The sequence below is a fragment of the Proteus cibi genome (assembly GCF_003144405.1).
GTDB lineage: Bacteria > Pseudomonadota > Gammaproteobacteria > Enterobacterales > Enterobacteriaceae > Proteus > Proteus cibi.
In genome coordinates, this window is the sequence record NZ_PENW01000027.1 from 1 (window position 1) to 12,795 (window position 12,795).

Annotated in this window: 13 protein-coding genes; 7 read left to right on the plus strand and 6 right to left on the minus strand. The window is 32.6% G+C overall.

The features are described 5' to 3' along the window. Positions 1–397: 397 nt before the first annotated feature. Entirely contained in the window at positions 398–1,525 is a 1,128-nt protein-coding gene (locus DK865_RS14740) for an ABC transporter substrate-binding protein (protein WP_109392251.1), read from the plus strand. A 348-nt stretch (positions 1,526–1,873) separates the two neighbouring features. Here the strand turns inward: DK865_RS14740 and DK865_RS14750 are convergent, their stop codons facing one another. Together DK865_RS14750 and DK865_RS14755 are read right to left on the minus strand one after the other, a co-directional pair. Next, complete coding sequence (locus DK865_RS14750) at positions 1,874–2,398, minus strand: DUF4303 domain-containing protein (RefSeq protein WP_109392253.1); 525 nt, start codon at positions 2,396–2,398, stop codon at positions 1,874–1,876. A gap of 210 nt (positions 2,399–2,608) precedes the next feature. After that, positions 2,609–3,061 (minus strand): multidrug/biocide efflux PACE transporter, encoded by a 453-nt coding sequence (locus DK865_RS14755; RefSeq protein ID WP_109392254.1) that lies wholly within the window; start codon positions 3,059–3,061, stop codon positions 2,609–2,611. Between the two features lie 100 nt (positions 3,062–3,161). Between DK865_RS14755 and DK865_RS14760 the strand changes: the two genes are divergently transcribed. Then, a complete protein-coding gene (locus DK865_RS14760) occupies positions 3,162–4,025 on the plus strand; it encodes a LysR family transcriptional regulator (protein ID WP_023581365.1) in 864 nt (287 codons plus the stop codon). Between the two features lie 81 nt (positions 4,026–4,106). On the opposite strand, the gene DK865_RS14765 is transcribed toward DK865_RS14760, so the two are convergent. Then, the gene (locus DK865_RS14765) at positions 4,107–4,445 is read right to left on the minus strand and encodes a DUF1869 domain-containing protein (RefSeq protein ID WP_023581366.1); all 339 of its coding nucleotides are present in this window, start codon (positions 4,443–4,445) and stop codon (positions 4,107–4,109) included. A gap of 9 nt (positions 4,446–4,454) precedes the next feature. Continuing rightward, positions 4,455–4,787 carry a DUF1971 domain-containing protein gene (locus tag DK865_RS14770; protein ID WP_023581367.1) on the minus strand — a complete coding sequence of 111 codons (333 nt, stop codon included), beginning with the start codon at positions 4,785–4,787 and terminating at the stop codon, positions 4,455–4,457. 361 nt (positions 4,788–5,148) lie between these two features. On the opposite strand from DK865_RS14770, the gene cbpA reads away from it, so the two are divergent. From cbpA to DK865_RS14785, 3 genes are all read left to right on the plus strand, one after another. Further along, entirely contained in the window at positions 5,149–6,090 is a 942-nt protein-coding gene (cbpA, locus tag DK865_RS14775) for a curved DNA-binding protein (RefSeq protein WP_023581368.1), read from the plus strand. Then, positions 6,090–6,395, plus strand: a complete 306-nt coding sequence (gene cbpM / locus DK865_RS14780) for a chaperone modulator CbpM (RefSeq protein WP_023581369.1) — start codon at positions 6,090–6,092, stop codon at positions 6,393–6,395. Before cbpA ends, cbpM begins: the two co-directional genes overlap by 1 nt. A gap of 246 nt (positions 6,396–6,641) precedes the next feature. Continuing rightward, the gene (locus tag DK865_RS14785; RefSeq protein WP_109392255.1) at positions 6,642–7,916 is read left to right on the plus strand and encodes an amidohydrolase; all 1,275 of its coding nucleotides are present in this window, start codon (positions 6,642–6,644) and stop codon (positions 7,914–7,916) included. Positions 7,917–7,967: 51 nt separating this feature from the next. Here the strand turns inward: DK865_RS14785 and DK865_RS14790 are convergent, their stop codons facing one another. After that, positions 7,968–8,900 carry a LysR family transcriptional regulator gene (locus DK865_RS14790; protein ID WP_109392256.1) on the minus strand — a complete coding sequence of 311 codons (933 nt, stop codon included), beginning with the start codon at positions 8,898–8,900 and terminating at the stop codon, positions 7,968–7,970. 597 nt (positions 8,901–9,497) lie between these two features. On the opposite strand from DK865_RS14790, the gene DK865_RS14795 reads away from it, so the two are divergent. After that, positions 9,498–10,994, plus strand: coding sequence for a C69 family dipeptidase (locus DK865_RS14795; RefSeq protein ID WP_109392257.1), 1,497 nt, complete (start codon positions 9,498–9,500; stop codon positions 10,992–10,994). A 76-nt stretch (positions 10,995–11,070) separates the two neighbouring features. On the opposite strand, the gene DK865_RS14800 is transcribed toward DK865_RS14795, so the two are convergent. Continuing rightward, on the minus strand, positions 11,071–11,967 hold the full coding sequence (locus tag DK865_RS14800; protein ID WP_109392258.1) for an AraC family transcriptional regulator: 897 nt from the start codon (positions 11,965–11,967) through the stop codon (positions 11,071–11,073). 377 nt (positions 11,968–12,344) lie between these two features. Here DK865_RS14800 and DK865_RS14805 point away from each other — a divergent pair, with 377 nt between their 5' ends. After that, entirely contained in the window at positions 12,345–12,677 is a 333-nt protein-coding gene (locus DK865_RS14805; protein WP_023581374.1) for an MliC family protein, read from the plus strand. The last annotated feature ends 118 nt before the right edge of the window (positions 12,678–12,795 follow it).

The window sequence follows — 12,795 nt, forward strand, 5'->3', positions numbered from 1 at the left end:
ATAGAAGAATAATTCTTATTAAATTTACACTTATAAATCAACGCTTTATTTCTTTTGTTTTATTCTCTCCTCCTCCGCCATCTCATCATCTCCTAGCGTCTCCTGAAGTCTCTTAATCCCAGTAAAACAATCATTCTAGTGAAATCTTATTTCACCTAAATCTACTAACGCATTTCTAAATCGCTACAGTTTTCTTATACAATATTGGTGATTCATCAAGCTAACAAACGTGCCAAGCCAAAAGAAAAGTTATACATGCTGGCGGATGGTAGTGGGCTATCTTTGTTAGATATCGCCCGACTAAAGTTAATTTATTTAGTAGTCAGAACAAGATGATTTCTATTGATGATGCTAATGATAATTGTTAGCATTAACTCTCTATTATGGAGAGTATACTATGAAAAATAAATATCACCTGTTAGCAATATCTTTTTCTGCATTACTTCCTTTTACTGCCTCGGCTACAACATATCCAGTTACAATTACGGATACCGATGGGCAAAAAATAACGATAAAACATGAACCCAAACGTGTTGTATTACAAGATGGTAGAGATATTTTAACGCTAGCGTTGCTTGATAGAAATAATCCATTTGAAAGGGTTGTAGCATGGAATAATAATCTAAAAAAATCGGACCCACAGACAGTTTCTTTATTAGAACAGAAATGGAAATCGAATATAAATGCGATCCCTGATATGGGATTTAATGACAAAGGTGAAGTTAATGCAGAGCAAGTTATTGCACAACAACCTGATATTTTGATCGCTCAGTTAAGAGCAAAACCCGCATTAGAAGGATCGGGTGTTGCCAGTATTTTAAAAGAGGCAAATATTCCTATTATTTATGTTGATACTTTCTTAGAGCCAGTCAAAAATACAAAAGAAAGTATTGAACTTCTTGGTATTATTTTAAATAAAGAGAATGAAGCTAAAGAATATACAGATTTTTATCAACAACACCTAGATAATATTAAAAATAAAACGCAAGAAATTAAAAATAAACCCACTGTATTTGTAGAAGCAAAGGCTGGAGCTAATGGTGACGGATGTTGCTTTACACATAATAATGCGGGTTGGGGTGGTTTGATTCAAGCTGTTGGTGGTGACAATATTGGTAGTCATTTCTTGCCAGGAGCTTCGGGGGTTGTTTCTTTAGAGCAAGTTATTAGCACTAAACCTGATGTATATATTGTAACGGGATCTCGCTGGATTAATAAAAATAATATAGCTGCACCATTTGGTTATGGGGTATCGATCAAAGAGACTCAAGAAGGTTTTAAAAGGTTGAAAAGTCGAATTGGATTTAATCAGATCACGGCAGTAGAAAATCAGCGTTTATATGGTATATATCATAATTTCTATAATCATCCATATAACATTGTTGGCTTAGAGTATTTAGCAACGTTCATTTACCCTGAACAATTTTCAGAATTAAATCCAGAAAACACCTATAAAGAGATAATAGAAAAATATACTACACTACCTAATGCCAAATTCCTTTGGGCAGCAAAAGCAGATAAATAAAAAATTTTAATCAAAGCCCTTTTTTAAGGGCTTTCTATATTCATTTACACTTTGACTGATCAAAGTATCTGACTTAATAAAGTTAAAATAAGACTGATATCTATAATAATGAGTAATACACCCAGAGACGTTCTTGCTAAAAGGCAAGAAAGTGTTGAAGGCGGCGCTTTAGGAAAAAGTGCAGAGAAACACCAATAGGCTAATATAGTGGTCAACAAAATAAAAAAAATCATATAACTAATAAAAAAGATCATTTATTGATGCTCTTTTGGTGTTAATAATAAATAACAGTTCAGTTATCACTTTATTTTTGAATATCTATGGTATTTATTGTTTTATACAATTTTATTAATATTCTTCAATACGCATTAAAGCATCTTCAACATCTTCATCATGATCAATTGTAAAAGCAATAAAATCCTCAGTTTTTGGAATTTTTTTGTAAGTTTCTGTTTGCTTAAACAGAGTTAAAGATTCTGAAAATATTTGAATAATTTTTGTCAAAACGTGAGAGTAAGAGCCATCTTCATAAGAGGTTTGATAAAGTTGTTCTAAGAATGTTTCATCAATAGGATAAATAGTACTAAAGCATTGGTATTCCCAATCACCTGTATTGTACTTTAAGCTTTTTATCTCTTCATTTGAATGGTAACTGTAACTATTAGATTGATTTTGATAGTATTTTAATGTTTTTTGAAAATGTTCTTCAGTGTTAAAGCAAAGATTTATTTCTCCATATGCGGCATTTAAATCGAATGCAAAAGCGTAAAAGATTTCGCCACTTTTTTGCGTTAAAAATTTCTCTGTTTCTGTTATCGCAAAAGAAATAATATCATTTTTAATATTTTTAATTACTTCATCATTTAATATCATAGTTAAATCATCATCCAGTTAGATGCAGCCACAATACGTTTTATTCATACAGGTGAGTTTAGTCCTAATATCAATCATAAAATTGCTCTATATGAAGATAACTAGAATAGTATATTAATATTATAACTTAATGATACAAAATAATGAGTTTCGATTTTTGATCCGTGATAAAAAACACCTAATGATAGCTCAAAAGGTGCTTTCGAATAATTATTGACGAGCCATAACACGTTTATCTTTATAATTAAACCACTTTTCACGTAATTTATCGTAACTAAGATTAAACGCATATGTATAGAAAAGGAAAAAAGCAAAGAAGCCGATTTCTAATAAGAATGCACTCCACAGAGACATATTTAATAACAATGCCAAAATTGGTAACCCAATGATCACAAAACTTAATTCAAAGCCAATGGCATGCATGACTCGTATTTTTGCTGGTCTTGGACCTTTGATTAAAGGCCAATAACGGTCAAAGATCATGTTATAAAATAAATTTAATAGCATAGCTAATGTTGATAAAACAATGGCAACGGTTCCCATTTGAAAAATTGAGCGACCCAAAATCCAAGCACTAAGTGGCGCTGTTATTGCGATGGCTATCACTTCAAATGAAACAGCGTGAAAAACTCGCTCAGTAAATGTTTTTTGATATTGGCTCATATCCCACCTCAAATTAATTATTTAGCAAAAAACAGATGCAATTATTGATGATATTTTGTATATATACAAAATAGGAGCCATCGAAAAAACCGATACCATAATGAATTATTCCATAGAAACTTTGCGTACATTTGTTGAAGCAGCCTCACTAAAATCATTTTCTGCTGCTGCTCGAAAATTAAATAAAAGCCAATCTACTGTTAGTAGTACGATCAGTGGGTTTGAAGATGATATGGGCTTTGAACTATTTGAACGTAAAGGTAGAGAATCAACACTAACTTTTGCTGGGCAAAAGGTATTAAGTTTAGTTGAAGATATATTAGCGGCAGATGAACGATTACAGGCATTAAGAATAGAGCTATCACCAGAAATGGAACCACGGCTTAGTTGTGTTTTTTCAGATATGTATCAACCTCCTCATTCTGAGCAACTTTTAAAAGTTCTAGATAAAGAATTTCCTCATATTGAATTTGAATTTCTTGTCGCTGAAAACGATGATGTTATCAATATGCTACAAAATAATCAGGCACATATTGGTATGATGGAATCAAGAATAGAATATCCAGTTGATATTGCTTTTGCTCGTTTACCTATAAGTGGTAGGTTAGGATTATATGCACATAAAAATCATCCTCTTGCGAAAAAAAATAAAATTAACTATCAGCACTTAACGATGTATCGTCAATTAAGGTTAAGTAGTCGTGCTCAATTTATTATTAATAGTGAAAAGAATTGGTTGGCACCTAACTATTTGTTACTACTTGAAATGGCAGAGCAAGAAATGGGATGGGCAATATTACCCACTTGGTTAGTTGAGCAATTTGGGCATGACTTACTCGTCAGTTTAAATTACGACCAGTTTCCCAAAAAAATTGATATCGATTTAGTTTGGTCAAGAAATAATCCGCCAGGAAAAGCAGGATATTGGATGATAGATAAGCTTTTGAAAACCAATATTTCGTAGTCTATTTAGGGATAAAAAATAAACCACTTCTATTTTAATCAATATAGTAAAAGTGGTTTATATCTTTTTTAACAAGTGAACTTACCAGCCACAAACATTTGTTTCTTCATCCATATCATAACCACGTACAATATTGATAAGATCTTTTACCATTAAACTCGACATATCTGCATCTAATAGATCAGCTAAAAAACTATCTTTATCAACAGAGACACCGTTATTCTTGTTTGTTAATACTAATGTAAGTTCTTGCAGATCAATACTTACCTGACTTTGTAGCTCATTAACCAAAAATGAAACTTCTTTTGTAGCAACTTCTGGAATATATAAAATTTTAGGGTTGAGGAATATTTTTTGAGATTTCTCTTCGCCATTGGTGTTAATCAGTTCTAATAAGTAGCCTTTATTTTCATCTTTCATTCTATTATTTTAACCTTCGGCAAGTATTTTAGGGTCAACATAAAAATCGACGTTAAAAACAGTATCTTCTGTTTTTGCTTCTATTTTGTGCCACGTCTCTGGTGGAAAAACACCAAATTCACCTGCATTAATCACTAGCGTTTCTGTTGGCTCAGGACTAAATTCATCTATATATGCGTAATAAACAATCACTCCTTGCATGACAGATAGTTTAGGGTAAACCCCTTGGCGAGTTCCTTTGTCTAAATGTCTTTCCCAAATAGATTTAGGCGCAGTATCTTTAGTCCAAAGTGGTGTTGAACGTACATGAATATAATGAGTGGGAATAATGATACGTTTCATTTTGCCTCCCTAAAAATGAAGAGATTTATTTTTCTATTTTCATCTTAGTTAAAAAATTATCATTAATAATGTAATAAGCTGTTGTGCTGTTGAATAAAATCTACCTCTTATAATGAAGTATTTCAAATACAACTTTATAAAAAAAAGTGATAATAGAACGGTGGATTAATTAATATCTTGTTTTTTTTGACTAAATTATTTTTTAAAAATTTAAATATTTTTAATTCAAGAGTGTTTTTTAGGCATTTTGTCGGTGTTATTATCAGGTTCTTACTCACCAATATAATTTCTTTGTTCTATAATTAAGCAAGTCTAGGGTATTAATATTTAATTCATTATTTAACATAATTGAGATGTCACTATGGAATTAAAGGATTACTACACCATAATGGGTGTCAAACCCACTGATGATACTAAAACGATTAAAACGGCTTATCGTCGTTTAGCGAAAAAATATCATCCAGATGTCAGTAAAGAACCCAATGCAGAAGAACGATTTAAAGAAATTGCTCAAGCATGGGAAATATTAGGCGATGAACAACGCAGAGCCGAATATGATGAACTTTGGGCTCATCGTAACGATCCTAAATTTAGGCAATTTACACAACAACATTCAAATAAAGATCAAGAAAGTTTTAGCCAAGAAGATTTTGATGATTTTTACGCTTCATTTTTTGGTCAACACTCTCCATTTGAAAGGCATCGAGCTCAACAGGCGCCTAAACAACGTGGACATGATTTAGAAATAGAATTAGCTGTTTTTCTGGAAGAATCACAGGAAGAGCAGAAGCGCACAATAAGTTACCACTTACCTGTTTACAATGTCTTCGGTATTTTGGAAAAAGAAATTCCTAAAACATTGAATGTTAAAATTCCCGCAGGTGTGATTGATGGGCAACGTATACGCTTAAAAGGACAAGGTACTTTGGGTGAAAATGGAGGCGAAAATGGTGATTTATGGTTAACTATTCGCATTGCTCCTCATCCTCTATTTGATGTTAAAGGTCATGATTTAGAAATAGTTGTTCCAGTCGCTCCTTGGGAAGCTGCATTAGGTGCAAAAATTCCTATACCTACAATAAAAGAAAAAATCTTGTTAACTATTCCGGCGGGAAGTCAGGCAGGACAAAAGCTACGTATTAAGGGAAAAGGGTTAGTTAGCAAACAAGTCAGCGGTGATTTATATGCAATTTTAAAAATTGTGATGCCACCTAAACCCGATGAAAAGATACGCGAATTATGGCAACAAATTGCAGATAGTCAGACCGATTATAATCCACGTAAAGACTGGGAGAATAAATAATGGGTCAATTAACAACAACAGTATTTACTGTTACTGAGTTTTGTCATCATACCGGAATATCAAATGATGAGCTCAAAGAGTTTGTCGCTCTTGGTGTGATCGAACCACTAGAAATTGAAACTCAGGAGTGGTTTTTCGATGATAATGCTATTGTGGTGACACATCGAGCCTTAAAACTTCATAAAGAACTCGCATTAGATTGGCATGGTATCGCCATAGCACTGACTTTATTAGATGAAAATGAACAGTTAAAACAAGAAAATAAGCAATTACGTCAGCAGTTAATGCGTTTTATAAATGAATAAAGATCAATAAATAGCCACTAAAACAGTCAGCAACGTTAGTGGCTATTTTTATGCCTAAACTTTAAATAAACATTATTTTTCATCATTACCTTCGACTTCTGTTATTAGAGCATTTGCTTTAGAAATAAGCAAAATGGTGTGGAGATCACACCTATAAGCATAACTATTAAGTTATGATAATTATAATTTAAAAATTATAATTTCTTTTTTCTTAATAAGAGATTCCTTTTTTGTCAGGGGAAAATAATGAAGCCGATCGAAATCAATAAATTAATAGAATGGCGTAGAACGTTTCACCAGTTTCCAGAAATTGGCTGGACTGAATTCGTGACGACAGGCACGATAATCAATGTATTGCGAGAGAGGAATATTGAAGTAAAAGCGGGACCTCATATTATTTGTCGAGAAAGCATTTTAGGTCGAGATGAAAAATTAGTTAATGAAGCGATCAAAATAGCTAAAGAAAAAGGGATCAGCCCCGAGTTATTAACTGAAATGGATGGTTTAACAGGCTGTATGGCAATTATTGATACAGAAATTCCTGGTCCTACATTTACCTTTCGTTTTGATATTGATTGTGTTTATGTCCAAGAGTCAAATGAGGATACTCATTTGCCTTATAAGCAAGGGTTTGCTTCATGTCGCTCTGGATTAATGCATGCTTGTGGTCATGATGGGCATACTGCGATAGGACTGGGTTTAGCACATTGGTTAAAACAAAACATCCATGCTTTACGTGGGAAATATAAATTAATCTTCCAACCCGCAGAAGAAGGGGTGAGAGGTGCAAAAGCAATCAGTGACAGTGGAATATTAGATGATACCGATTATTTTATGGGAATGCATATTGGATGTAATTTAAAAAAGGGGGAAATTGCACTCGATCCGTTTGATTTTCTGTGTACAACTAAATTAGATATTTCTTTAAAAGGAAAGGTTGCTAATGCGGTTGATGAACCAGAAAAAGGAAATAATGCATTATCTGGAGCATGCTTTTTAGCTAATGAAATATTAGCAACACCAAGGCATGGTAAAGGAATGACTCGGGTGAATATTGGAACCTTAATTGCTGGAGAAAACCGTAGCTTTATTCCTAGCTCGGCAAAAATGCAATTGGAAGTTCGTGGGCAAGATGCTGCAATAACACAATACTTATTTAATAGTATAAAAAAATATGTTGATGGTGTTGCAACTGCTTATCAACTAGAAACAAAAATAGATATTACAGGGGAAGCGACAAATTTCAGAAACGATCAGGTAATGATAGATATTATGCAGGGTGTCATTAATGCTCATCCAGATTTATTAAATGTCGCATTACCGCTAGGAGGAAGCGAGGATGTTTCATTAATGGTAAGAAGAGTACAAGAGAAAGAGGGGAAAGCGATATTCTTTTTAGTCGGTGCAGATCAACGTGATGGACATCATAAAGAAAAATTTGATATCGATGAAGAAGCACTTTCTATCGGCTTAACACTTTTTACTGAAGGAATCATCTCTATTCTTGATATGCAAAAATAATAAGAAGGTCTATTCTCTTTGCCGATATTGCATAGAATAAGACCTTAATGTTTATTTAATGGGAGTCGAAAATAAAGAAGCTTTTGGCTGATGCTCTTTAATAAATTCAATATAGAGCTGTGTTTCATGCTCGGTCTTTTTTGAGGTAAAAAAACAAATATTACTCGTAATCGCGGGTATAAATTCTCTATAAACAATATCTTCTGTTTCAATAATAGGAAATGAATTAATTAAACTCACTCCCAACCCATTTTTTACAAATGTCATTGCGGTGTCTTGATCAGAAACTTCAGCAATAATATTGGGATTAGATTTTGATTTATGGAGTGCTCGATCAATCACTGTACGTCCAATATTACTTTTAACTAAAGCAATAAAAGATTGTTCATGTAAATCATCAGGTGTAATGACGCTTTTTGTACATAACTCATGTGTTTTAGGGATTGCACAAATAATTTGAGTTTCTCTCATCGGAATTTGAGTTAAATTATAATTGCTATTAATGGTCATATTATCACTAATAACAATATCAGCTTGTTCTTTTGCAATTAATGAAAGTAGCTGCTCGCTTCTAGATATTTCTAAATGGACATTAACTTGATATTTTTTGATAAATAGAGTCGTGATCTGATTGATAAAACCATAGGCTAATGTTGGTGGAACGAGAATTCGTAGACTCCGTTTTTTTTCTTGATGATGAAAATGGCTCAATCGGTTGAAAGATTCTGCGATATTGGTGATTTCTTCATAAAGTAATAAGGCATCAGAGTTTGGTATTAATTTATTATTCTCACGAGTGAATAATTTTTTACCACAACGTTTTTCGATCTGATTTAATGTCTGGCTTACTGCGGGTTGAGAAATGCCTAATTGCTCTGCTGCATTAGTGACACTTCCTTGATCAATCACGGTTTGTATAATTTCAAGGTCACGTAAAGTTGCCCATCCTCCTGACCAAGAAGTTCTTTTTAGATTAATTGCCATTGTGTTTTTTGTTCTAGTCAGTTTATCTTATGTTCGATTATACAGCTAATAAGTTGATTATTAAATAATAATGTTGTAATTGGTGATTTACAGAAGTTGAAATATTTTAATCTTTATATTCTTATTGCTTTTGCTTCTTGTCTGACTATTCAGGCTTTATTCCTCTTTACGAGATGGTTTAATAAAAAAATAAAAAAGAGAGATTGAAAGAATTGGTCATCAATTTTAGGGTGGTAAAACAAAATTAACACAAGCCATTATCAGATTTAATGTATTGTTATCATCTTTAATATCAATGGTTATTTATATAAATAACATCGTCATTCATTACATAAGAACAATATTAATAACAAAATCTATCTGGATTTATTTGTGTGTAAAATATATCCCCCCATAAAACTCATTAATATTAATATGATGTGTATAATTAATGTTTTTATTTATAAATATAATAATCATTGAGATATAAATCACGGAAACCCACACTTTTTCATTGCTAATATTTCGCATCAAATTATCTATCTGGTTTTTTATTTTGATTCTAAAAAGATATTTAATTGTTCTATAACTTATAAATAACAGCAATTGGGGTGTTTTATGTCTTTATTTAAAAAGGGTATTATTGCCTTATCTATTAATATTGCATTAGTTTCTTCTGCTTTAGCCTGTACAACGTTGTTAGCGGGAAGTGAAGCAACAAATGATGGTTCGTTGATTATTGCGCGTAGCGCAGATAGTGATGCATTAAAAGCACAACATTTTGTTATTCATTCCGCTAAAACGAATCAAACAGGTATTTACAGTACCAAAGAACATAACGGTGCCAATAATTTTACGTATCCATTACCTAAAAACTCATTACGTTATACCACTGTACCGAATTGGAAAACGCAACTCCACGGTGCAACAGGATTTAATGAACTCGGTGTAGGTGTCAGTGGTACTGAATCTATTTTTGCTTCACCTAAAGCACTCTCTTTTGATCCCTATGTTGAAGAAACGGGAATTACTGAAGATGATATTCCAGATGTCCTACTTTCAAGAGCAAAAACCGCTCGTGAAGCAGTGGAATTATTAGGGAGCATTATTGAAAAACAAGGTGCTGGTGAAGGATTTGGTGTTGCGGTTGTTGATAAAAATGAGCTTTGGTATTTAGAAACGGGAACAGGACATCATTGGATCGCACAAAAATTACCTAAAGATAAATATTTTGCGACAGGAAACCAAGGCCGATTACAACACTACGATATTAACAATAATGATGTTTTAGGTTCTAAAAATCTAGTGGAATTTGCTGTTGAGAAAGGGCTTTATAACCCTGAAAAAGAGGGAGCGTTTAATTTTTCAAAAGCTTATACACGAGATGATGAACGAGATCGTACTTATAATGATCCGCGAGTATGGGTTATCCAGCAACAATTTAATCCATCATTAAAACAAGCTGTGGATGATGGTCGTAACTTTGCACCTTTATTAACGCCAGAGAAAAAAGTATCTGTTGAAGAAGCTAAAGCGATGTTACGCAATCACTTTGAAGGAACAGAACACGACCCATATACCAATGGATTAAATGGTCAAGAGCCATGGCGCCCAATTAGTGTATTTAGAACTTATGAAGCGCATGTTATGCAAGTTCGCCCTGAACTTCCTCAAGAAATAGGTGAAGTGACCTATGTTGGTTTAGGAATGGCGGATTTAACTGCATTTGTTCCGTATTACAGTGGATTAAAAGCTTATCCACAACATTATGGAATAGGAAGTAATCAAGCAGACAGTGATTCTATTTACTGGAAATATAGAAAGTTACAAACATTAGTAATGACTGATTATCCAAAACTTGCACCAATAGTGAAAAAAGCTTATCAAGAGTGGGAAGCAAAAACCGCATTAGAGCAAAAAGAAATGGAAGCTAAATATCTTACTATGATGAAAACAGATAAAGCTGGTGCAGATAAAATGCTTAATGAATTTAATCTGCGAGTTATGGCTGATGCTGAAAAATTAACTGAAAACTTAATGAATGAACTGTTTACAGTAAGAACAAAAGATATTCAAGACGATATTTTCTTTGCAAATAAGTCTAAAAAAGATTAATCAAAAGCCTGTATTTAAAATACAATCTAAATAAAAGATCCCAGTTCATTTTTTGGGATCTTTTCAATATGGGGTATTAAAGAACAGGGATGTAATAGCTGATTTTTTGTAAATACTGTCCACTTTGCTCAAGTAATTTATCGTAACTCACAGATTCTTTTAGTGTATATTGTTCAATATCAGGACCAGGCCGACGTAATAAATTCATTTTTGGTAATACTTTAGTATATACCGTGTAAATAATATCATCGTAACCTGTCAATGAGTCTAAAATTTCATCTATATGAAAAGTAATTGCTAAATAATTACCACTCGGTAATTCTAATTGTGACATTGCCGATAGATTAGATATCGTTGGTAATTTTTCTTTATCAACAGCGGTGTTATAAATATACATTGTATCTTCTAGTGTGCTCGCAGATGCTCGATGCATGGCATATAGCTCTGTGGGTATTGTATGCACATCTTTTAAAAATTTACGCCAAAATTCCTTTCTAAATTTTTTCTTGTCTGAATTCCACGTTGAAACCGGTTTGTTGTATTGGTGAGACAAGCCCGCTAATTTTAGTGAAGGAAGGGTAACAACTTCATATTTAGCGCTAAGTTCAACAGTTTCTAGTGCAGGGAAAATCAGTTCGCTAATATCCCATCCCGGTTTTTTTCTGTATTCAGAAGGCGTAATATTAAACTGTTTTTTAAACGCGCGACAAAATGTTTGTTGAGAGTCAAATCGATATTTCAAGGAAATATCAAGCAGGCTACAACGCGTTATGCGTAAAGCGTAAGCACCACAAGATAAACGGCGGGCGAGTATGTATTTACCTAAAGATATTCCTGTGTATGCTTTAAATAAGCGCTGAAAATGCCATTTTGTATAGCCTGATTTTTCAGCAACAATATCCAGTGATAAGCGTGAATCAAGATTTTGCTCAATCCAAACAATAATATCTTTAACAACATTCTCTTGAAGCATGAATATTCCTATTCTTTTTCTTTATCGATATTTTTCAATAAGATCGACTTAATTTATTGAACTACAATAAATTTATAGGTTCTAGGATAATAGCATATCGTATAGTGATAATTACACTGAATAAAGTAAAATAGACAGATATTAATGTAAAGTTATGTATTGCAATTTATTTGAATTTAAATTGATTTTTATTAAAAAATTGAATGTTAACTCACTCATCAATGATTGATGAGTTTTTATTAAATTAATCTTAAATTAAAATATTTATATGTTTTTAGTTTTAATAAAATGCGGAGATATCCTATTTTATCTTTAAAAGATAAAGCCTAGTCTAATTTCATTAATAAAACCTTACTTGGTTATTTTAGGAGATGTAAATGAATAAGTTACTTTCTATTTCTGCTGTTGCTTTAGTTTCTTCATTAATAACAGCTCCTGCGTTGGCTGCTAAAACGGATACTTATAACTGTGAAGGCCAAAAAATCAGGGTTTCTTTCCCGACAGAACAGCTAGCTGTTATGTATTACAGTGACGAAATTATTGTTTTAAAAGAAGCTGTTGCAGCTAGTGGAGCCCGTTATGTTGGTGAGAATTTTCAAATCTGGGGTAAAGGAAAAGGTGAATTTAATTTAGCAACGATTTCAGAAGATGATGCCGTTAATGGACGAGTCGCTGAAGATAAAGGGCGCACTTGTAAATTAGTAAAATAACGTAGAATACAGTTATAAATAAAAAGAGGACAATTCTATTGTCCTCTTTTTTTATAAGAAAAAGATTAAGTAAATATAATACTTGAAAGTAAAAATAGTGAGTATAGCCAAAATGATA